General features: G+C 68.8%; 21 protein-coding genes. 2 read left to right on the top strand and 19 right to left on the bottom strand.

What is annotated here, in order from left to right:
- Positions 1–14: 14 nt before the first annotated feature.
- The 16 genes from nuoN to ACIBG7_RS30970 all read right to left on the bottom strand — a co-directional run bounded on the left by nuoN (position 15) and on the right by ACIBG7_RS30970 (position 17275).
- Positions 15–1598 (bottom strand): NADH-quinone oxidoreductase subunit NuoN, encoded by a 1584-nt coding sequence (gene nuoN / locus ACIBG7_RS31045; protein ID WP_357919861.1) that lies wholly within the window; start codon positions 1596–1598, stop codon positions 15–17.
- Positions 1595–3136, bottom strand: a complete 1542-nt coding sequence (locus tag ACIBG7_RS31040; RefSeq protein ID WP_357919858.1) for an NADH-quinone oxidoreductase subunit M — start codon at positions 3134–3136, stop codon at positions 1595–1597. Before ACIBG7_RS31040 ends, nuoN begins: the two co-directional genes overlap by 4 nt.
- Positions 3136–4983, bottom strand: a complete 1848-nt coding sequence (nuoL, locus tag ACIBG7_RS31035; RefSeq protein WP_357920388.1) for an NADH-quinone oxidoreductase subunit L — start codon at positions 4981–4983, stop codon at positions 3136–3138. Before nuoL ends, ACIBG7_RS31040 begins: the two co-directional genes overlap by 1 nt.
- A gap of 73 nt (positions 4984–5056) precedes the next feature.
- Complete coding sequence (gene nuoK, locus ACIBG7_RS31030) at positions 5057–5353, bottom strand: NADH-quinone oxidoreductase subunit NuoK (RefSeq protein ID WP_357919855.1); 297 nt, start codon at positions 5351–5353, stop codon at positions 5057–5059.
- Entirely contained in the window at positions 5350–6114 is a 765-nt protein-coding gene (locus ACIBG7_RS31025) for an NADH-quinone oxidoreductase subunit J (RefSeq protein WP_357919853.1), read from the bottom strand. Before ACIBG7_RS31025 ends, nuoK begins: the two co-directional genes overlap by 4 nt.
- Positions 6107–6565: an NADH-quinone oxidoreductase subunit NuoI gene (gene nuoI / locus ACIBG7_RS31020; RefSeq protein WP_246380418.1), complete on the bottom strand. Its 459-nt coding sequence runs from the start codon at positions 6563–6565 to the stop codon at positions 6107–6109. Before nuoI ends, ACIBG7_RS31025 begins: the two co-directional genes overlap by 8 nt.
- A gap of 43 nt (positions 6566–6608) precedes the next feature.
- A complete protein-coding gene (nuoH, locus tag ACIBG7_RS31015) occupies positions 6609–7904 on the bottom strand; it encodes an NADH-quinone oxidoreductase subunit NuoH (protein ID WP_357919850.1) in 1296 nt (431 codons plus the stop codon).
- The gene (locus ACIBG7_RS31010; RefSeq protein ID WP_357919847.1) at positions 7901–10270 is read right to left on the bottom strand and encodes an NADH-quinone oxidoreductase subunit G; all 2370 of its coding nucleotides are present in this window, start codon (positions 10268–10270) and stop codon (positions 7901–7903) included. The genes nuoH and ACIBG7_RS31010 overlap by 4 nt, the downstream gene beginning before the upstream one ends.
- Positions 10267–11553 (bottom strand): NADH-quinone oxidoreductase subunit NuoF, encoded by a 1287-nt coding sequence (gene nuoF / locus ACIBG7_RS31005; RefSeq protein ID WP_357919845.1) that lies wholly within the window; start codon positions 11551–11553, stop codon positions 10267–10269. Before nuoF ends, ACIBG7_RS31010 begins: the two co-directional genes overlap by 4 nt.
- Complete coding sequence (gene nuoE, locus ACIBG7_RS31000) at positions 11550–12206, bottom strand: NADH-quinone oxidoreductase subunit NuoE (protein ID WP_357919842.1); 657 nt, start codon at positions 12204–12206, stop codon at positions 11550–11552. Before nuoE ends, nuoF begins: the two co-directional genes overlap by 4 nt.
- Positions 12203–13519 (bottom strand): NADH-quinone oxidoreductase subunit D, encoded by a 1317-nt coding sequence (locus ACIBG7_RS30995; protein WP_357919839.1) that lies wholly within the window; start codon positions 13517–13519, stop codon positions 12203–12205. Before ACIBG7_RS30995 ends, nuoE begins: the two co-directional genes overlap by 4 nt.
- Positions 13516–14121, bottom strand: a complete 606-nt coding sequence (locus tag ACIBG7_RS30990) for an NADH-quinone oxidoreductase subunit C (RefSeq protein ID WP_357920385.1) — start codon at positions 14119–14121, stop codon at positions 13516–13518. Before ACIBG7_RS30990 ends, ACIBG7_RS30995 begins: the two co-directional genes overlap by 4 nt.
- 53 nt (positions 14122–14174) lie before the next feature.
- Positions 14175–14726, bottom strand: a complete 552-nt coding sequence (locus ACIBG7_RS30985; protein WP_357919836.1) for an NADH-quinone oxidoreductase subunit B family protein — start codon at positions 14724–14726, stop codon at positions 14175–14177.
- 3 nt (positions 14727–14729) lie between these two features.
- Positions 14730–15089: an NADH-quinone oxidoreductase subunit A gene (locus ACIBG7_RS30980; RefSeq protein WP_357919833.1), complete on the bottom strand. Its 360-nt coding sequence runs from the start codon at positions 15087–15089 to the stop codon at positions 14730–14732.
- 46 nt (positions 15090–15135) lie between these two features.
- Positions 15136–16389, bottom strand: coding sequence for a geranylgeranyl reductase family protein (locus ACIBG7_RS30975; protein WP_397338486.1), 1254 nt, complete (start codon positions 16387–16389; stop codon positions 15136–15138).
- A gap of 166 nt (positions 16390–16555) precedes the next feature.
- Complete coding sequence (locus ACIBG7_RS30970) at positions 16556–17275, bottom strand: demethylmenaquinone methyltransferase (protein ID WP_397338485.1); 720 nt, start codon at positions 17273–17275, stop codon at positions 16556–16558.
- Positions 17276–17403: 128 nt separating this feature from the next.
- On the opposite strand from ACIBG7_RS30970, the gene ACIBG7_RS30965 reads away from it, so the two are divergent.
- Positions 17404–18597 (top strand): hypothetical protein, encoded by a 1194-nt coding sequence (locus tag ACIBG7_RS30965; protein ID WP_397338484.1) that lies wholly within the window; start codon positions 17404–17406, stop codon positions 18595–18597.
- On the opposite strand, the gene ACIBG7_RS30960 is transcribed toward ACIBG7_RS30965, so the two are convergent.
- A complete protein-coding gene (locus tag ACIBG7_RS30960; RefSeq protein WP_357919821.1) occupies positions 18594–18812 on the bottom strand; it encodes a DUF4229 domain-containing protein in 219 nt (72 codons plus the stop codon). The genes ACIBG7_RS30965 and ACIBG7_RS30960 overlap by 4 nt on opposite strands.
- Before the next feature lie 256 nt (positions 18813–19068).
- Here ACIBG7_RS30960 and ACIBG7_RS30955 point away from each other — a divergent pair, with 256 nt between their 5' ends.
- The gene (locus tag ACIBG7_RS30955; protein WP_026214226.1) at positions 19069–19290 is read left to right on the top strand and encodes a BldC family transcriptional regulator; all 222 of its coding nucleotides are present in this window, start codon (positions 19069–19071) and stop codon (positions 19288–19290) included.
- Between the two features lie 73 nt (positions 19291–19363).
- Here the strand turns inward: ACIBG7_RS30955 and ACIBG7_RS30950 are convergent, their stop codons facing one another.
- Positions 19364–19606, bottom strand: coding sequence for a hypothetical protein (locus tag ACIBG7_RS30950; RefSeq protein ID WP_357919818.1), 243 nt, complete (start codon positions 19604–19606; stop codon positions 19364–19366).
- Between the two features lie 10 nt (positions 19607–19616).
- Positions 19617–20471 (bottom strand): hypothetical protein, encoded by an 855-nt coding sequence (locus tag ACIBG7_RS30945; RefSeq protein WP_357919815.1) that lies wholly within the window; start codon positions 20469–20471, stop codon positions 19617–19619.
- Between the last annotated feature and the right edge of the window lie 15 nt (positions 20472–20486).

Here is a 20486-nt window from a genome sequence, read left to right as displayed (position 1 = left end):
CTAATCCCCCAATTTCACCGAATGAACAGGCCTGAAGCGGCCTGGCCAGCGATGTCCAGAATAGGCTGCGGGAAAACGCCCACGACGAGCGTGACCGCCAAAGCCATACCAATTACCACCTTCAGCGACACCGAGGGCGCCACGACGGCCGGGCCGTCCGCGGCCGGCTCGCTGAAGAACATCAGCACGATGACGCGGACGTAGAAGAAGGCGGCGATCGCCGAGGCGATCACACCGACGACCACGATCCCGGTCATCCACGCGCCGAGCGAGTCGCCCGCTTCCGCGCCACTGCCCAGCGCCGCGGTGAACACCGCGTACTTCCCGAAGAAGCCGCTGGTCAGCGGGATGCCCGCGAAGGCGAGCAGGAAGAAGGCGAAGATGCCGGCCAGCAGCGGCGAGCGCTTGCCGAGCCCGGCCCAGCGGGACAGGTGCCCCGCCTCGCCGCCGGCGTCGCGCACCATCGTGACGACGGCGAACGCGCCGACCGTGGTGAACCCGTACACCAGCAGGTAGAACAGGATCGCCCCGAGCGACTTCTCGTTGCCCTCGGCCGCGTCGTAGGTGGCCAGGACGCCGACCAGCAGGAAGCCCGCGTGGGCGACCGAGGAGTAGGCCAGCATGCGCTTGATGTCGGTCTGCGTGATCGCGAGGATCGCGCCGACCAGCATGGTGAGCGCGGCCACGCCCCACATGACCGGGCGCCAGTCCCAGTCCATGTTGCCCAGCGCCACCCAGAAGACCCGCAGCACGGCGCCCACGGCGGCGACGAGCACGCCGGAGGCCATGAGGGCGGTGATCGGGGTGGGCGCGCCCTGGTAGACGTCGGGCTTCCACGCCTGGAAGGGCGCGGCGCCGATCTTGAACAGCAGGCCGACGCCGAGCAGCGCCAGCCCGGCCAGCAGCAGCGGGTCGAGCACGCCACCGGTGGCCAGCGCCTTGCTGATGCCCGCCAGCTCCACCGAACCGGCGTAGCCGTAGGTCATGGCGATGCCGTACAGGAAGAACGCCGAGGAGAACGCGCCGAGCAGGAAGTACTTCAGCGCGGCCTCCTGCGAGAGCAGGCGGCGCCGGCGAGCCAGGCCGCACAGCAGGTACAGCGGCAGCGACATGACCTCGAGGGCGACGAACATGACCAGCAGGTCGTTGCTGGCCGGGAAGAGCATCATGCCGCCGACGGCGAAGAGCACCAGCGGGTAGACCTCGGTGTGCGCGTTGCCGGAGGCCTCGGCCTCCTCCTCGTCCCGGCTGCCCGGGACCGCCGCCGCCGAGGCGACGAAGTGACCCTCGTCGTTGATCAGCAGCACGGACACGAAGGACAGGACGAGGATGACGCCCCAGATGAACAGGGACGGGCCGTCCACCGCGACCGCGCCCATGGCGACCGCGGACTTCGGCACTCCTGAGGTCACCGTCTGCACGACGACCAGGACGAACGCGCCCGCCAGCCCCAGCAGGGTCAGCGGCAGGTGGATCGACCTGCGCAGGTATCGGGGCGCGAAGGCCTCGACCAGCACGCCGAGGACGGCCGCACCGAAGACCAGCAGCAGCGGCGCTAGCGTGCCGTACTCGATCGTTGGCGCCGGAATGGTATTCACTGACCCGCACCCTTCTCAGCGACAGCGGGGTTGTCGACCTTGACGCTCTGCAAGGTGTGGTTGACCGCCGGGTTGATGATGTCCAGCAGCGGCTTGGGGAAGAAGCCGAAGCCGATGATCAGGGCCATCAGCGGGGCGACCACCCAGAGCTCGCGCTTGTTGAGGTCCTTCATGCCCGCGACCGACTCGGTGGCCGGGCCGTGCAGGACCCGCTGCACCATCCACAGGATGTAGACGGCGGCGAGGATGACCGCGACGGCCGAGATCACCGCGGCCACACCCAGCGCCCCGCTCCCGAAGGCGGAGCTGGAGTAGGTGCCGATCATGACCATGAACTCGCTGACGAACGACGACAGACCCGGCAGGGACAGCCCGGCCAGACCGGCGATGAAGAACGCCCCGGCCAGCAGCGGCGCCACCTTCTGCACGCCGCCGTAGTCGGCGATGTACGGCGAGCCGCGGCGGGCGATGAGGAAGCCCGCGGCGAGGAAGAGCATGCCGGTCGCGAAGCCGTGGTTGACCATGTAGAGGGTCGCGCCCGACTGCGCGGTCTGCGACATCGCGAACACGCCCATGGCGATGAAGCCGAAGTGCGAGATCGAGGTGTAGGCGATCAGGCGTTTCATGTCCGTCTGGCCGATGGCCACGATGGCGCCGTAGATGATGCCGACCACCGACAGCACGATGACCAGCGGGGTGGCCCACTTGGAGGCCTCCGGGAACAGCTCCAGGCAGAAGCGGAGCATTCCGAAGGTGCCCACCTTGTCGAGCACGCCCACCAGCAGCACCGCGGCGCCCGCCGGGGCCTGGGCCGCCGCGTCGGGCAGCCAGGTGTGGAAGGGCACCAGCGGCGCCTTGATCGCGAAAGCGATGAAGAAGCCGGCGAACAGCCACTTCTGCGTCGTCGGGTCCTGGATCGCGCCGATCAGCTCGGGGAACAGGAAGGTGTTCTTGCCCGCCGCGACGTAGAGGCCGATGACCGCGACCAGCATGAGCAGGCCGCCGAAGAGCGAGTAGAGCAGGAACTTGATGGCCGCGTAGGACCGCTGGGCTCCGCCGTACGACCCGATCATGAAGTACATCGGGATCAGCATGGCTTCGAAGAAGACGTAGAACAGGAAGATGTCGGTGGCCGCGAAGACCCCGATCATCATCGCCTCGAGCACCAGCAGCAGGGCGAAGTAGGTCTTCACCGAGTACTTGGCGTGCGGGGCGTCCGCGTCGTGCCAGGAGGCCGCGATGACGATCGGCGTGAGCACGACCGACAGCGCGATCAGCACCAGCGCGATGCCGTCGACCCCGAGGCCGAAGTGCACGCCGAAGCTCGGGATCCAGTCCTTCTCGAAGACGAACTGGAACCGCTCAGCCTTGGCGCCGGTGTCGAACTGGAAGGCCATGACCAGGGTCAGGACCATCACGACCAGGGAGACGCCGAGCGTGAGCCACTTGGCCAGCGTGTCGCTGCCCTTGGGGAGCAGTGCCACCAGCACGGCGCCCAGTACGGGCACCGCGATGAGGATTGGAAGCCAGAGTGACATCACAGGTTCCCAACGAGGAGCAGGGCGCCGCTGAGCAGCGCGGCACCGATCAGGATGGACAACGCGTAGCTGCGCGCGAAGCCGGTCTGGATCCGGCGCAGCCGGCCCGAGGTGCCGCCGATCGTCGCGGCCAGGCCGTTGACGAGCCCGTCGATGCCGCGGTTGTCGAAGAACACCGCCAGGCGGGTCAGCCACTGGCCGGGGCGCATGAACAGCGACTCGTTGAGCGCGTCCCCGTAGAGGTCACGCCGGGCGAAGGTGGTGAGGAAGCTGCCGCGCGGGGCGACGACCGGGACCTCGGCCTTGCCGTACTTGAGCCAGGCGATGACGACGCCCACCGCGACCAGCGCCAGGGTCGCGAGACCCGGCGTGGTGATCGGGTGGAAGGCCGGCGCGCCGTCACGCGCGCCGCCGACCGCCGGGGCCAGCCACGTGTAGAGGCGGCCACCCAGCACCAGGAAGGCGCCGAGGCCGATCGCGCCGATCGACAGGATGACCAGCGGGAGGGTCATGACCGCGGGCGACTCGTGCGGGTGCGCGTCCTTGTCCCAGCGGGGCTTGCCGAAGAAGGTCATGAAGATCATGCGCGACATGTAGAAGCCGGTCAGACCGGCGCCCAGCACCGCGAGCCAGCCGAGCACCTGGTTGTGGTGCATGGCGGTCTCGATGATGCCGTCCTTGGTGAAGTAGCCGGACAGCAGCGGGAACCCGATGATCGCCAGGTAGCCGATGATGAACGTGATCGCGGTGATCTTCATCTTGGAGAAGAGCCCGCCGTACTTGCGCATGTCGACTTCGTCGTTCATGGCGTGCATGACCGAGCCGGCGCCGAGGAACATGTCGGCCTTGAAGAAGCCGTGCGTGATCAGGTGACCGATCGCGAAGGCGTAGCCGACCGGGCCGAAGCCCGCGCCGAGCATCATGTAGCCGATCTGCGACATCGTCGAGCCGGCCAGGCCCTTCTTGATGTCGTCCTTGGCGCAACCGATGATCGCACCGGCGATCAGCGTGGCGCAGCCGACGATCGCCGCGGCCATCGCCGCCGTGGAGCCGAGCGGGAAGAAGAACGCGCCCGAGCGGACCACGAGGTAGACGCCGGCGGTGACCATGGTCGCCGCGTGGATGAGGGCCGAGACCGGGGTCGGGCCCTCCATCGCGTCGAGCAACCAGGACTGCAGCGGGAGCTGGGCGGACTTGCCGCACGCGCCGAGCAGGAGCAGGAGGCCGATCGCGGTCAGCGTGCCGTTGGAGGCGGTGCCGACCTTGGCGCCGAGGTCGGCGAAGGCCAGCGTGCCGAAGGTGGTCCACATGACGAACATGCCGACCAGCAGGCCGAAGTCACCGACGCGGTTGACGATGAAGGCCTTCTTGGCCGCCACCGCCGCCGAGGGCTTGAAGTACCAGAAGCCGATCAGCAGGTACGAGGCCAGGCCCACGCCCTCCCAGCCGATGAACAGCCCGACGTAGTTGTCGGCCAGCACCAGCAGGAGCATCGCCGCGACGAACAGGTTGAGGTAGGCGAAGAAGCGCCGCCGCTCGGGGTCGTGCGACATGTAGCCGATCGAGTAGATGTGGATCAGCGATCCGACACCCGTGATCAGCAGGGCGAAGCTGATCGACAACTGGTCGACCAGCAGGCCCATGTCCACCATGCCGGGGATGAACTCGTACAGGTGCACGGCCTGGCGGCGCTGCTCGGGGGCGAGCCCCAGCAGTTCGACGAAGGCGAGCACCGCCACGACGAAGGCGCCCAGGGACATGGTGACACCCAGGAGGTGTCCCCACTTGTTGGTCCGCCGGCCTGCGATCAGCAGGATCGCCGCGCCCAGCAGGGGCAGCGCGATCATCAGCCACGAGACGCCGATGACACCGCCGCCCGCGTACTTGAGGATCTCAGCAGGAGATTCCACCAGTCACCTCTTAGTACTTCAGCAGGTTCGCGTCGTCCACAGACGCGGACCTGCGGGTCCGGAAGATCGTCACGATGATCGCCAAGCCGATGACGACCTCGGCCGCGGCCACCACCATCACGAAGAAGGCGATGATCTGGCCGTCGAGGTTGCCCCACTGCCGGGCGAAGGTGACGAACGCGAGGTTGCAGGCGTTGAGCATGAGCTCCACGCACATGAACACCACGATCGCGTTACGGCGGATCAGCACGCCGACGGCGCCGATCACGAACAGGATGCCCGACAGGACAAGGAACTCGGTGGTCACTTGGCCTCCTCCTCAGCGGCGGCGTGCCGGATGGCCTCGGCCAGCTCGGGGTCGGTGGGCAGGTGCCCGTCCTCGACGTCGTGCCGCGCGATGGTGCGGTTGACCGACAGCTCCGAGAGGGTGCCGTCGGGCAGGCGGGCCGGCATGTCGATGGCGTTGTTGCGGGCGTAGGTGCCCGGGCCCGGCAGCGGCGACGGGTCGCCCTGGCGGAAGCGGGCGCGAGCCAGCTCCTTCTGCGAGGGCCGCGGCCGGTCCTTCTCGCGGTGCGCGAGCACCATCGCGCCGAGCGCGGCGGTGATCAGCAGCGCCGAGACGACCTCGAAGGCGAAGACGTGCCGCGTGAAGATCAGCCTCGCCAGCGCGCCGATGTTGCCGCCGCCCTCCTGGTGGATGGCGCCGAGCCCGGCCGGGCTGGTGAAGAAGGCGTTGCCGAAGGCCAGCACGAGCAGGACGCCGAAGCCGAGACCGGCGACGGCCGCCCAGAAGCGCTGCCCCTTGATCGTCTCGACCAGCGAGTCGGAGGAGTCGACGCCCACGAGCATCAGCGTGAACAGGAACAGCATCATGATCGCGCCGGTGTAGACGATGATCTGCACCGCGGCCAGGAAGGGCGCGTCCTGCACGGCGTAGAGCGCCGCGAGGCAGAGCATCACCGTGCCCAGCATGAGCGCGGAGTACACCGCCTTGCGGTTGAACACCATGCCGAGCGCCGCGCCGACGGAGACCACGGCAAGCACCCAGAATGTGACTTGCTCACCCATTGGTTCGTCCCAGCCGGTAGTAGTCCTCTTCGGTCTCGCCGAGCCGCATGGGGTGCGGAGGCTGCTCCATACCCGGCGTGAGGTCCGCCAGGAGCATCTCCTTGGTGTAGATCAGGCTCTCACGCGAGGTGTCGGCGAGCTCGTACTCGTTGGTCATGGTCAGCGCCCGAGTCGGGCAAGCCTCGATGCACAGGCCGCACAGGATGCACCGCAGATAGTTGATCTGGTAGGTGCGCCCGTAGCGCTCACCCGGCGAGAACCGCTCCTCCTCGGTGTTGTCGGCGCCCTCCACGTAAATCGCGTCCGCAGGACACGCCCACGCGCAGAGCTCACAACCCACACACTTCTCGAGCCCGTCCGGCCAGCGGTTGAGCTGGTGCCTACCGTGGAAGCGAGGAGCCGTCGGCTTCTTCTCCTCCGGGTAGTTCGTCGTGACGGGCTTCTTGAACATCGTGTGGAAGGTGACGCCGAAGCCCTTCACGGGGTTCAGCCAATCAGTTGCTCCCACTGGAGACCTCCTTGCGGGAAACCCCGTGATAGTGGGGCAAGTCGAGCGGAGGCACCGGGAAGCCGCCGGCCTCGGGCTCGTTCCTGAGCTCCTCGTACTCGGCTTCGACCTGTGCCTTCTTGGCTTCCTTACGGCGCTGGTTGACCGTGTCGAACCGGGCCCAGATGGCCAGGCCGGCGAGCAGGACCACCGCGGTGACGCCGACGGCCCAGTACCAGTCGCCGGTGCCCATGTCCTGGCCGCGGACGGTCTGGATGCCGGCCACGAGCAGCAGCCAGGCCAGGTTGACCGGGATCAGGACCTTCCAGCCCAGCGCCATGAGCTGGTCGTACCGCACTCGCGGCAGCGAGGCGCGGACCCACACCACGAAGCTGAAGGCCAGCACGAACTTGATGAAGAACCAGAGGAAGCCCCAGTAGCCGTCGTCGGGCAGGAACCCGAACGGCGAGTGCCAGCCGCCCAGGAAGAGCGTGACGGCGATGCCGGCTGCGGTGAAGGTGTGGAGGTACTCGCCCATCATGATCAGCGCGAACTTCAGCGAGGAGGAGTACTCCGTCTGGAAGCCGCCGACCAGCTCGCCCTCACCCTCGGGCAGGTCGAACGGGATGCGGGCGGCCTCGCCGAACATGCAGACCACGTAGACCAGGAACGAGGGCAGCAGCAGCACGACGTACCACATGCCGGTCTGCGAACCCACGATCTCGGAGGTGGACAGCGTGCCCGCGAAGAGGAACACGCCCACGAACGACAGGCCCATGGCGATCTCGTAGGAGACCACCTGCGCCGCCGACCGCAGACCGCCCAGCAGCGCGTACGGCGAGCGGGACGACCAGCCCGCCAGCACCACGCCGTAGACCGAGATGGCGCCCATCGCCAGCATGAACAGCACCGCGACCGGCAGGTCGAGCAGCTGCAGCGGCGTCTCGACACCGAAGAGGTTGACCATGCCGGCGAACGGGGTGATGGAGAAGGCCAGGAAGGCCGGGATCACCATGATGACCGGCGCCAGCAGGTAGAGGACCTTGTCGACGGTGTTCGGGAAGAGGTCTTCCTTCAGTCCCATCTTGAGGCCGTCGGCCACCGACTGCAGCAGACCGAACTTGCCGGCCCGGTTGGGGCCGTAGCGGTGCTGCATCCGGGAGATGAGCTTGCGCTCGTACCAGACGCCGAACAGGATGCCCAGCATCACGATGACGAAGAAGAGCAGCGCCTTGATGATGGTGATCCACAGCGGGTCCTTGCCGAAGTCGGCAAGGGTTGGATCAGTGGCCAGACGGATCATGAAGCGCTCCCGATCGTGACGATGTCACCGGCGGCGGCTCCCAGAACGGAGGAGCCGCCGGAGTTGGCCGGCACCCAGACGACGCGCTCGGGCAGATCGGCGATCCGCACCGGCAGGGTCACAGTCTGACCGAGGCCACCGACAGTTCCGCTGACGACCACCTTGTCACCGTCGGCCACGCCGATCTCCGCCGCGGTCTGCGGCGACAGCAGCGCCTCGGCCGCGCGGGCGGTGCCCGCGAGGTACGGCTCGCCGTCCTGCAGCCGGCCCTGGTCGAGGAGCTGGTGCCAGGAGGCGAGGACCGCCTGGCCGACGCCCGGGGCGGCCTGGCCGGACCCGGACAGGCTCGGGGCGGCGGCGCGGGCGCCCTTCCAGGCGCCGAGCGAGCCGAGCTCGCGGCGGGCGGCCGCGGCGTCGGGCAGGCCCAGGTGGATGTCCATGTGGTCGGCGATGGCCGAGATCACCTGGAGGTCGCTCATCAGGCCGGGCACCTTGATGGCCGTCTCGAAGGAGCGGCCGCGGCCCTCCCAGTTGACGAAGGTGCCGCTCTTCTCCTGCACGGCGGCCACCGGCAGCACCACGTCGGCGCGGTCGGTGACGGCGCTGGCGCGGATCTCCAGGCTGACGATGAACGGGGTGTTCTCCAGCGCCGCGAGCGCGGCGGCCGGGTCCGGCAGGTCGTACGGGTCGACACCCGCGACGACCAGCGCGTCGAGCTCCTCGTTCAGGGCGGCGGTCAGGATGCCCGTGGTGTCGCGGCCGGGCTGCGCGGGCAGCGCGGACACGCCCCAGACCCGGGCCACCTCGGCGCGGGCCGCCTCGTCGTCGACCGGGCGGCCGATCGGCAGGAGGGCGGGCAGCGCCCCGGCCTCGAGCGCGCCGCGCTCACCGGCCCGGCGCGGGATCCAGGCGACGCGGACGTTCGGGCTGTCGGCCAGCCGTACCAGCGCGGAGAGCGCGCCCGGGACGGTGGCCAGCCGCTCGCCGGCGAGCACGATCGTGCCCTCGGCCAGGGAGCCGGCCAGCTCGCCCAGGGCGTCGGCCTCGCCACCCGGCGCGGTGCGGATCAGCGTGCCGTCCATCTTGAGCAGGCCGGGCGAGGCGAACGGCGCGATGGCCGTGACGCGCAGGCCCTTCTTGCGCCACGCCTTGCGCAGGCGCAGGAAGACGATCGGCGACTCCTCCTCGGGCTCGAAGCCGGCCAGCACGACCGCCGGGGCGGCCTCCAGGTCGGCGTAGGAGAGCTCGATGCCCTTGCCGGCCACCGAGTGGGCCAGGAAGGCGGCCTCCTCGGCGGAGTGGGCGCGGGCGCGGAAGTCCACGTCGTTGGTGCCGAGCGCCAGGCGGGCGAACTTGGCGTAGGCGTAGGAGTCCTCGACGGTCAGCCGGCCGCCGGTCAGCACGCCGGTCCGGCCGCGCGCGGCGGACAGGCCCTGGGCGGCCACCGCGAGCGCCTCCTGCCACGAGGTCGGGACGAGCTGGCCCTCCTCGTCGCGGATGAGCGGGGTGCGGAGGCGGTCGGGCTGCGTCGCGTAGGTGAAGGCGAAGCGGCCCTTGTCGCAGTTCCACTCCTCGTTCACCACCGGGTCGTCGCCGGCCAGGCGGCGGGTGACCCGGCCGCGCCGGTGGTCGGTGCGCAGGGCGCAACCGGAGGCGCAGTGCTCGCAGGCGCTCGGCGAGGAGACCAGGTCGAACGGGCGGGCGCGGAAGCGGTAGGCGGCGCTGGTCAGCGCGCCCACCGGGCAGATCTGGATGGTGTTGCCGGAGAAGTAGGAGTCGAACGGCTTGCCGTCGGCCGTGCGGACCTGCTCCTTGGCCCCGCGCTCGAAGAACTCGATGAGCGGGTCGCCCGCGATCTCGTCGGAGAAGCGGATGCACCGGGCGCACTGCACGCAGCGCTCGCGGTCGAGCAGGACCTGCGTCGACAGCGGGAGCGGCTTGGGGAAGGTGCGCTTGTGCTCGTGGAAGCGCGACTCGCCCTGGCCGTTGGACATCGCCTGGTTCTGCAGGGGGCACTCGCCGCCCTTGTCGCAGACCGGGCAGTCCAGCGGGTGGTTGATGAGCAGCAGCTCCATCGCCGCCCGCTGCGCCTTCTCGGCGACCGGCGAGGTCAGCGCGGTCTGCACGACCATGCCCTCGGCGACCTCGATCGCGCAGGACGGCTGCGGCTTGGGGAAGCCGCGGCCGTTGCCGGCGTCGGGGATGTCGACGAGGCACTGGCGGCAGTTGGCCGCCGGGTCGAGCAGCGGGTGGTCGCAGAAGCGCGGGATCTGGATGCCCAGGAGCTCGGCGGCCCGGATGATCAGCGTGCCCTTGGGGACGCTGACCGCGAAACCGTCGATCGTGAGCGTCACGAGGTCAGTCACTGGTCACCCCACAGAGTGGACTTCTTCGGGTCGAACGGGCAGCCGCCGATCTCGAAGTGCTTGAGGTACTCGTCGCGGAAGTACTTCACCGACGAGTGGATCGGGCTGGTCGCGCCGTCGCCCAGAGCGCAGAAGGAGCGGCCCAGGATGTTGTCGGCGATGTCGGTGATCAGCACGAGGTCGTCCTCGGTGCCCTCACCCTTCTCCAGCCGCTTGAGCACCTGCTTGAGCCAGAAGGTGCCCTCCCGGCACGGGGTGCACTTGCCGCAGGACTCATGCGCGTAGAACTCGGTCCAGCGCAGCACGGTGCGGACCACGCAGGTGGTCTCGTCGAAGATCTGCAGCGCGCGGGTGCCGAGCATGGAACCCTTGGCGCCGACCGCCTCGAAGTCGAGCGGCACGTCGAGGTGCTCGTCGGTGAAGATCGGCGTCGAGGAGCCGCCCGGGGTCCAGAACTTGATCTGGTGCCCCTCGCGGATCCCGCCGGCCATGTCGAGCAGCTCGCGCAGCGTGATGCCCAGCGGCGCCTCGTACTGGCCCGGCCGGGTGACGTGGCCGCTCAACGAGAAGATGCCGAAGCCCTTGGACTTCTCGGTGCCCATCCCGGCGAACCAGTCGGCGCCGTTGGCGATGATCGAGGGAACACTGGCGATCGACTCGACGTTGTTCACCACAGTAGGCGAGGCGTACAGGCCCGCCACCGCAGGGAAGGGGGGCTTGAGTCGCGGCTGGCCACGGAAGCCCTCCAGCGAGTCGAGCAGCGCGGTCTCCTCGCCGCAGATGTACGCCCCCGCACCGCTGTGGACGACCAGCTCCAGGTCGTAACCGGAGCCGAAGACGTCTTTGCCGAGGTAGCCCTTGGCGTACGCCTCGCGCACGGCCGCGTGCAGCCGCCTGATCACGTGCGCGACCTCGCCGCGCACGTAGATGAAGGCGTGGTTGGCGCGGATCGCGTAGGAGGTGATGATGACGCCCTCGACCAGCGAGTGCGGGTTGGCCATCATCAGCGGGATGTCCTTGCAGGTGCCCGGCTCCGACTCGTCGGCGTTGACGACGAGGTAGTGGGGCTTGCCGTCGCCCTGCGGGATGAAGCCCCACTTCATGCCGGTGGGGAAGCCCGCACCGCCGCGGCCGCGCAGGCCGGAGTCCTTGACCGCCTGGATGACGGCGTCGGGGTCCATGCCCAGCGCCTTCTTCGCGGCGTCGTAAGGACCGTAGCCCTCGATGGTGAAGGCGTTGGCCTGGTCCCAGTTGGCGGTGAGGACCGGAGTCAGGGTAGTCACGCTTCCGGTGCCTTCCAGTCGTTGGCCTTGGCGACCTTCAGACCCTCCAGCGAGGCGCCCGCGGCGGCGGGGCCCTCACCGGCCAGGCCGTCCTCCAGCCCGGCGAGCACGCGCGAGGTCTGCTTGAAGGTGCAGAGCTTGTTCGGCCCGCGGGTCGGCGCGATCTCCTTGCCGTCCCGCAGGTCGTCGACGAGCTGCTTGGCCGAGGCGGGGGTCTGGTTGTCGAAGAACTCCCAGTTGACCATCATGACCGGCGCGAAGTCGCAGGCCGCGTTGCACTCCAGGCGCTCCAGCGAGATCTTGCCGTCCGCGGTGGTCTCGTCGTGACCGACGCCCACGTGCTCCGACAGCTCGTCCCAGATCTGGTCGCCGCCCATGACGGCGCACAGCGCGTTGATGCAGACGCCGACGTGGTAGTCGCCCATCGGACGGCGCTTGTACATCGTGTAGAAGGTCGCGACGCCGACCACCTCGGCCTTGCTCAGGCCGAGCATCTCGGCGCAGAACTCGTGGCCGTCGTCGGAGACGTAGCCGTCCTCCGACTGCACCAGGTGGAGCAGCGGCAGCAGCGCCGACCGGGTCTTCGGGTAACGCCCGATGATCTCCTTGGCGTCTCGCTCGAGACGCTCACGGACTTCCGGTGCGTAAGTCACCGGTCCACACCTCCCATAACGGGGTCGATCGACGCCACGGCCGAGATCACGTCCGCCACCTGGCCGCCCTCGGACATCGCCGGGAAGGACTGCAGGTTGGTGAAGGACGGGTCGCGGAAGTGCACGCGGTAGGGGCGGGTGCCGCCGTCGCTCACCACGTGGGCGCCGAGCTCGCCACGCGGCGACTCGACCGATGCGTAAGCCTGCCCGGCCGGGACGCGGAAGCCCTCGGTCACCAGCTTGAAGTGGTGGATCAGCGCTTCCATGGACTGGCCCATGATGTGCGCGATGTGGTCGGGCGAGTTGCCGTAGCCGTCGGGGCCCAGCGCGAGCTGCGCCGGCCAGCCGATCTTCTTGTCCTGGATCATCACCGGCTGGCCCTTGAGCGGGCCGGCGATCCGGTCGATCGCCTGCTCGATGATCTTGAGGGACTCTTCCATCTCCTGCATGCGCACCAGGTAGCGGCCGTACACGTCGGCGCTGGTCTGGGTGGCGACGTCGAAGTCGTAGGTCTCGTAGCCGCAGTACGGCTGAGACTTGCGCAGGTCCCACGGCAGGCCGGCCGAACGCAGGATCGGGCCGGTGATGCCGAGCGCCATGCAGCCGGTCAGGTCGAGGTAGCCCACGTCCTTGGTGCGGCGGGTGTAGACCGGGTTCTCGTCGAGCAGCTTGCGCACGCCCTGGATGCGCTTGGGCATCTCCTTGAGGAACTCGCCGACCTTGTCCACGGTGCCCGCCGGCAGGTCGACGCTGACGCCGCCCGGCCGGATGTAGGCCATGTTCATCCGCAGACCGGTGATGTGCTCCAGCAGGTCCATGATCAGCTCGCGGTCGCGGTAGCCGAACAGGAACGGCGTGGTGGCGCCGAGCTCCATGCCGAAGGTGCCCATCGCGACCAGGTGCGAGCTGATGCGGGTCAGCTCCATGGTCAGCACGCGGATGGCCGACGCCCGCTCCGGGATGCGGTCGGTGATGCCGAGCAGCTTCTCGACCGCCAGGCAGTACGCCGTCTCGTTGAAGATCGGCGAGAGGTAGTCCATGCGGGTGACGAACGTGACGCCCTGCGTCCACGTCCGGAACTCCATGTTCTTCTCGATGCCGGTGTGCAGGTAGCCGATGACGCTGCGCGCCTCGGTCACCGTCTCGCCGTCGAGCGTCAGGATGAGGCGGAGCACGCCGTGCGTGGACGGGTGCTGCGGGCCCATGTTGACGATGAGGCGCTCGTCCTCGGAGTCGCGGACGCCGGTGACGAGGTCGTCCCAGTCGCCGCCGTTGACCGAATAGACCTTGCCCTCGGTGGCCTCAGCCGTCATGAGTAGGACCTCCTCTGGTCCGGCGCGGGGATCTCGGCGCCGCGGTACTCGACCGGAATGCCGCCCAGCGGGTAGTCCTTGCGCTGGGGGTGACCGTCCCAGTCGTCCGGCATCATGATCCGGGTCAGCGCGGGGTGACCGTCGAAGACGATGCCGAAGAAGTCGTAGGTCTCCCGCTCGTGCCAGTTGTTCGTCGGGTAGACGCTGACGATCGAGGGGATGTGCGGGTCGGCGTCGGGGCAGCTCACCTCGAGGCGGACCCGGCGGTTGTGCGTGATCGACACGAAGTGGTAGACCGCGTGCAGCTCCTGGCCGGCCAGGTGCGGGTAGTGCACACCCGAGACGCCCATGCACAGCTCGAAGCGGAGCGCGGCGTCGTCGCGCAGCTTGCGCGCGACCTCCAGCAGCGACTCGCGCCGGACGTGCAGCGTCAGCTCGCCGCGGTCGACGACCACGCGCTCGATCGCCTCGTCGAAGCCGAGGGTGTCGACCACCTCGTCGAAGTACTCGCCGTACGGGCGCGGCGTCGACAGCTCGGGCGCCCGCCGGACGACCAGGCCGCCGAAGCCGGAGGTGTCGCCGGAGTCGTGCGCGCCGAACATGCCGTGCCGCACGATCGGAGTCTCCGGCACGGACGGGAGGTTCTCCTCCGTGCTCACTTGACCGCCCCCTGGTCGATCAGCGGAAGCTGGCGCAGCGCGCGCAGTTCGAGCTCGTCGATCTGCTCGGCCCGGTGGGCGCCGAACTTCATGTTCTGGATCTTGTCGTGCAGCTTCACGATCGCGTCGATCAGCATCTCCGGCCGCGGCGGGCAGCCGGGCAGGTAGACGTCGACCGGGACGATGTGGTCCACGCCCTGCACGATGGCGTAGTTGTTGAACATGCCGCCGGAGGAGGCGCACACGCCCATGGCGATGACCCACTTGGGCTCGGCCATCTGGTCGTAGATCTGGCGCAGCACCGGGGCCATCTTCTGCGACACGCGACCGGCGACGATCATCAGGTCGGCCTGGCGCGGCGAAGCCGACGCCCGCTCCATGCCGAAGCGCGCCAGGTCGTAGTGCGAGGCGCCGGTGGCCATCAGCTCGATCGCGCAGCAGGCGAGGCCGAAGGTGGCCGGCCACACCGAGTTCTTGCGCGCCCAGCCCGCCACCTGCTCGACGGTGGTGAGGATGAATCCGCTGGGGAGTTTCTCTTCAAGTCCCATGTCTCAGTCCCAGTCCAGTCCCTTGCGGCGCCACACGTAGGCGTAGGCCACCAGGACGGTCGCAATGAAGAGGATCATCTCGATCAGCGCGAACACCCCGAGTGCCTTGAAGGAGACGGCCCAGGGGTAAAGGAAGATGATCTCGATGTCGAAGACGATGAAGAGCATCGCCGTGATCATGTATTTGAGCGGGAACCGTCCGCCACCGACAGGCTGGGGCGTCGGCTCGATGCCGCATTCGTATGCGTCAAGCTTGGCGCGGTTCCAGCGCTTGGGACCGGTGAAGGGGGCGATGGCGACCGAGAAGATCGCGAACCCCCCGGCGAGTACGGCGAGCACCAGGATGGGCACGTAAAGGTCCATCGCTACGCCTCCTCATTGCAGTCTGAGCTGTGTGTGTGGTGTGGATTCATGCTGGCGGAGCGACCTTCGAGAGTACATTAATGATCTTGTCCGACGCATCGCCTCGCCGGTCGGTGAGATTACCAAGGAGTTTCAGCGCGAAGCGCATCAGCCTCGGGTGTGGCAGGCCGTGCCGTACACCGAAGCTCATCAGACCCGGCTTCCCAATCGCCTCGACAAACAACCTGCCCAAGGTGAAATATCCGCCATAAGCGTCCTTGAGCACCTGCGAGTAGGTCCGCAGCACCCGCTCCTGCTGGGCGGCCGTGTCCTGGCGGAGCGCCTTGGCGATGACCTCCGCGGCGATCTCGCCCGTCTCCATCGCGTACGCGATCCCCTCGCCGTTGAAGGGATTGATCGACCCGCCCGAGTCGCCCACGAGCAGGAGCCCGCGGGTGTAGTGCGGCTGCCGGTTGAAGGCCATCGGCAGCGCCGCGCCCCGGATCGGCGCCGTCATGTGCTCGTCGTCGAACTGCCACTCGGCGGGCATGTTCCTCGTCCACCGCTTCAGCAGGTCGCGGTAGTCGATGGCTTTGAAGGCGTCGCTCGTGTTCAGCAGGCCCAGGCCGACGTTGGCCCGGCCGTCCCCGACGCCGAACACCCAGCCGTAGCCGGGCAGCAGCGTGTCGCCGTCCCACAGCTCCAGCCAGATCTCGAGGTAGTCGTCGTCGTGGCGCGGGGAGTCGTAGTAGGTCCGTACGGCGACGCCCATCGGCCGGTCCTCGCGCTTGTGCAGCCCCATCGCCAGGGCCAGCCGCGTCGAGTTGCCGTCCGCGGCCACCACCACGCGGCTGCGGAAGCTCCGCCCGTCCTTGGTGGTGACGCCCACGATGTGCCCGCTGCGGTCGTCGAGGATCGGGCCGGAGACGTTGACGCCCTCCATCAGGCGCACGCCGCCCTTGACCGCGTTGGCGGCGAGGATCTCGTCGAAGTCCTGCCGGGTGCGCACCAGCCCGAAGTTGGGGAAGCTGTCCAGCTCCGGCCAGTCGAGGTCGAACCGGTGCCCGCCGCCGACCACGCGCAGCCCCTTGTGCCGCGTCCAGCCCGGAGCGTCGATGTCGACACCCATGTTCATGAGCTGTTTGACCGCCCGCGGCGTCAGCCCGTCGCCGCACACCTTCTCCCTGGGGAAGGTCGTCTTCTCCAGCAACAGGACATCGAGTCCGTGCTGGGCGAGGTAATACGCGGTCGCGGAACCTGCGGGACCGGCGCCGACGACGATGACGTCGGCGTCAGCCTGAGAGGCGGCTGGCTCGGTCACTGGCTGTCCTTGCTCGGCGCTTTGTGAAGGTCTTCACAAACTTGTCGCGGGAAGTCTAACGCCTTTCCCGGACAAGGTGTCAGCCGGGGGTCGCCGGGCCCAGAGTAGCCGGTAGGTGATCACTCTGTCCGCAGCGCCGCCTCGTTCCGGACGCCTGCCGTACGGCTCAGCCGCGCGGTTTGAAGCCGCGGTGCAGGGCGACGATGCCGAGCGAGAGGTTGCGCCACGCGACGCGCTCCCACCCGGCCCGCTGCACGATGGCGGCGAGCGCGGGCTGGTCGTGCCAGTCGCGGATGGACTCGGCCAGGTAGTCGTAGGAGTCGTCGTTGGACCCGGCGGCCTTGGCCACCAGGGGCAGCAGGCGCATGAGGTACTGGGAGTAGACGACGTCGAACGACCTGACCCTCGGGTGCGAGAACTCGCAGATCACCAGGCGCCCGCCCGGCTTGGTGACGCGGAGCATCTCGCGCAGCGCGTGCTCGGTGTCGTGCACGTTGCGCAGCGCGAAGGAGATGGTCACCGCGTCCACCGACTCGTCGGCGAAGGGCAGCCGCAGCGCGTCGCCGGCGACGAACGGCACGCCGGGGCCGCTGAGCGCGTTGCCGCCGAGCCGCCGCACGCCCTCGCCGAGCATGCCGAGGGAGAAGTCGGAGGCGATGGCGCGGGCGCCGAGCTCGGTGAAGGAGACGGTGGAGGTGCCCGTGCCGGCGCCGAGGTCGAGGACCACCTCGCCGGGCCCGGCGTCGACCGCGCGCGCGGTGGCCTTGCGCCAGAAGCGGTCCTGGCCGAGCGAGAGTAGGTCGTTGACCAGGTCGTAACGGCGGGCCGTGCGATCGAACATCGCAGCGACCTCGTGCGGCTTCTTGTCGAGCTGGGCGCGCGTCATGGTGCCCAGCCTACTGAGCCGGACCGCCGGTGCCCGACAGGATCGCCCTCGCACGCCGTGGCCGGAACACCGGCCAAAGTGACGGAAAGCGGCTTTCCCCTTACTCTGAGTATGCTAGGACTTGGCGAATGCTTGCCCGTACGGCCTTCGCGGCTTACCTGGCCCTCTCCCCCGTCGCGCACGCGCGCGTGGTCTCGGCCGATCCGGTGGACCACACCCCGCACGTCCTGGACGGCATCGTCAACGCGATCGCGCTGGTCGGCTCGACGGTCGTGGTCGGCGGGTCGTTCAGCGAGGTGAGCGACGCCCGGCGCACCGAGACGCTGACCCGCACGAACCTGTTCGCCTTCGACCTGACCACCGGCCGCATCCTGGAGGACTTCGCGCCCGACCCGGACGGTCCCGTGCTGGCGCTGGCTCCGGGCGCCGGTGGAACGGTCTACGTGGGCGGCGACTTCGACGGCCGGCTGCTCCGGCTGAGCCTGGCCGACGGGCGGGTGTCGGCGAGGTTCCGGCCGGGTGTCGCCGGCGGGAACGTGACGGCGCTGGCCCGGCGCGGCTCGAAGCTGTACGTCGGCGGCGACTTCGCCCATCCGCGCACCGCGCTGGCGAGGCTGGACGCGACGACCGGGGCGGCCGATCCGGCCTTCACCGTCACCCCCGGCCACCCGCGCACGCCCAGGGTGAAGGTGCACGCGCTGGCCGTCTCGAAGGACCGGCTGGTCGTGGACGGCAGCTTCACCACCCTGGACGGCCTGCCGCGCCCGCAGCTCGGCGTGATCGACATCGGCCGGACCAGGGCGAAGGTGGCCGACTGGCACAGCGCCGCCTACGAGCCGGCCTGCATGGAGGCGTTCCCCTCCTATGTCCGCGGACTCGACCTGTCCCCCGACGGCAAGTACTTCGCCGTGGTCACCACCGGCGGGGCGCTCAGCGGGCGCAACCGGCTCTGCGACACCACCGCCCGGTTCGAGACCTACGCCAGGGGGACGCGGATCAAGCCGACCTGGGTGAACCACACCGGCGGAGACTCGCTCTACGCCGTCCAGGTCACCGGGAAGGCGGTGTATGTCGGCGGGCATCAGCGCTGGCTCGACAATCCGCGCGGACGCGATTCAGCCGGGCCCGGAGCAGTGCCGAGGGAGGGCATCGGCGCCATTCATCCGATCACCGGTAAAGCCCTGAGTTGGAACCCCGGGCGCGAGCGCGGGATCGGCGTCAAGGCATTTCTCGCGCATCGGGAAGGACTACTTGTCGGTAGCGACACAACGCGGCTCGGAGGGGAGTACCATGCCCGAATTGGCATGTTCCCCAGGCCTTAGACCTCTTGAGAGGGCTTCGGCCGGTTGAGCCGCTCGCTGACCTTCTGGGTCAGCGCGTCACGCTGCTTCGCCAGCAGGACGTAGCTGGCGATGGCGCTCACCACCAAGGTCAGGGCGAGCCACAGGAGCCCTCGGGCCCCGACGAGGTAGAGCACTCCGGCGGTCACGGCGAACACGCCGACCCGGGCGAGGGTGTAAGTCAGAACTGGACGCACGCGTTCGAGGTTACTCGCCCCCGGCAGTGACCGCTCTTCGCATCCGGCGCTTGCACTGCTACTGTTCCCAGTCAGGTGCTTTCGTAAAGAAACACCCACGAGAGCCCCAAAGAGGCTCTATCATATAACAATCGGGCAGTCAGCCGATAACAACCCGTGATCTTTGTCGAAAACCACGGATAAATCAGGCTTCGCTCGACACACTGGTTACCTGTCCGCCCGCTGGCAGGAAGCGGGATGCGAGGGGGAGAGATTGGTGGAGAGTAGCAGCGAGCGTCTGCTGACCCCGGGTGAGGTTGCCGCCCTCTTCCGGGTTGACCCAAAGACGGTGACGCGCTGGGCCGCGGCAGGCCGCATCAGTAGCATCCGTACCCCCGGAGGGCACCGGCGCTTCCGTGAATCGGAAGTGCATGCCCTTCTCCGTGGCGAGGACGTGCTGACGGCCGACAGGCCCGCAGGCGAGTCCCCGCGCGTATGACGTTCCGTCATAGGTGATCCTGCGCCACAAACCGCAGGGTCACCAGACCGGAAGCCCGAACGGAAGCGGGCCGTCAGGCGTCGTCCTGCCGCGCCTTGAACGCCAGGAACTCCCGCTCCAGCTCGTCGTTCTCGGCCAGCCACCGTTCGCGCCGCTCGGCCACCTCGGCCTCGGTCAGCGCCTCCGCCTCCCACGTGTCGTAGTCGGGATCGCCCGGCTTGAGCTCCACGAAGGCGTTGCCGATGAGCCGGCCGTCCTCGCTGGTGACGCTCTGCGGCACGCGCAGGGTCCCGTCAGCAAGGCGGATGACGTACATCGCTCATCACCTAAATCCCGTAGCGCCTGTTGAAGAAGAGCATGATGTCGAGCGCCAGCCTCGTGTCGCCGCTCAGCATGTCGAGGAGCGCCGGACGCTGGCGGGAGGCGATGGCCGCGAAGGCGTCCGCGAAGAACTCCTTGCGGCCGAGCCCCCCGTCCTGCCGGTGGAAGGCGGAGGCCAGCAAAGGCCGCGCCCGTTCGTAGAGTGCCACGAACTCTGCCGAATCGGAGACCCAATCGCCATAGGGCGAGTCCACATCGTCGATCGCGTGCCCGACTTCGTGCATCATCACGTCCGGTGTCGGCGACGGCCGGTCCCCCACCACGATCTTGCGGTCGCCGTACGCGCCGGCGCAGATGTCCCAGGTCGCCCGGCCGGACGGCAACGGTGCGCCGCGCAGGTACCCCATGTCGTCGAGCTCGGGGACGCCGCCCGTGCCCACGTAGATGCCGTCGATGCGGTCGGCGAGCAGTTCCTTCAGCCGGTCGGGCAGCCGGGCGAGGCTCTCCACCGCGCGCACGGTGTCGGGCGAGGGCGGGCCCTTGCGGGCGTCCCACTGCCGGTGCAGGATGCGCTCCAGCTTGCCGCAGTGTTGTAAGCCGTCGCCCAGCGCGGGCGTCTCCGGCCGGTTGGGCTGAGCCCGCGGGCTCTCGCGCACGAGCTCGAAGTCCTGCCAGGTGTACTGCGGGCGGTCCACCGCGACCGCGGCGGGCAGGCGTTCCGGCGGCTTCTCCGGCCGGTCGAGCCAGATGGAGCGGTCGGAGTCGCGTGGGGCGTCCTTGCGCCGGGAGAGGAAGTAGGAGCCGCGCCGCCACCAGCTGCCCCTACGGTGACGTCCACCGTCGTCCGCACGCGTCCTCACCCGAGTACGGTACGA

Source organism: Nonomuraea sp. NPDC050328, assembly GCF_044459405.1.
Lineage (GTDB): Bacteria > Actinomycetota > Actinomycetes > Streptosporangiales > Streptosporangiaceae > Nonomuraea.
Note: the sequence above shows the minus strand (reverse complement) of the source record. Positions and strands in the feature narration are given on the sequence as shown.

Bases quoted from the DNA above. Each gene is read 5' to 3' on its own strand.
- ACIBG7_RS30965 (WP_397338484.1), top strand. From the start codon at position 17,404: ATGCTTGCCCGTACGGCCTTCGCGGCTTACCTGGCCCTCTCCCCCGTC.
- ACIBG7_RS30950 (WP_357919818.1), bottom strand. From the start codon at position 19,606: ATGTACGTCATCCGCCTTGCTGACGGGACCCTGCGCGTGCCGCAGAGC.
- ACIBG7_RS31040 (WP_357919858.1), bottom strand. From the start codon at position 3,136: ATGTCACTCTGGCTTCCAATCCTCATCGCGGTGCCCGTACTGGGCGCC.
- nuoH (WP_357919850.1), bottom strand. From the start codon at position 7,904: ATGATCCGTCTGGCCACTGATCCAACCCTTGCCGACTTCGGCAAGGAC.
- ACIBG7_RS30980 (WP_357919833.1), bottom strand. From the start codon at position 15,089: ATGGACCTTTACGTGCCCATCCTGGTGCTCGCCGTACTCGCCGGGGGG.
- ACIBG7_RS30995 (WP_357919839.1), bottom strand. From the start codon at position 13,519: ATGACGGCTGAGGCCACCGAGGGCAAGGTCTATTCGGTCAACGGCGGC.
- nuoL (WP_357920388.1), bottom strand. From the start codon at position 4,983: ATGATCGCGCTGCCCCTGCTGGGCGCGGCGATCCTGCTGATCGCAGGC.
- nuoI (WP_246380418.1), bottom strand. From the start codon at position 6,565: ATGTTCAAGAAGCCCGTCACGACGAACTACCCGGAGGAGAAGAAGCCG.
- ACIBG7_RS30985 (WP_357919836.1), bottom strand. From the start codon at position 14,726: ATGGGACTTGAAGAGAAACTCCCCAGCGGATTCATCCTCACCACCGTC.
- ACIBG7_RS30990 (WP_357920385.1), bottom strand. From the start codon at position 14,121: ATGTTCGGCGCGCACGACTCCGGCGACACCTCCGGCTTCGGCGGCCTG.
- ACIBG7_RS30970 (WP_397338485.1), bottom strand. From the start codon at position 17,275: ATGACGCGCGCCCAGCTCGACAAGAAGCCGCACGAGGTCGCTGCGATG.
- ACIBG7_RS31025 (WP_357919853.1), bottom strand. From the start codon at position 6,114: ATGGGTGAGCAAGTCACATTCTGGGTGCTTGCCGTGGTCTCCGTCGGC.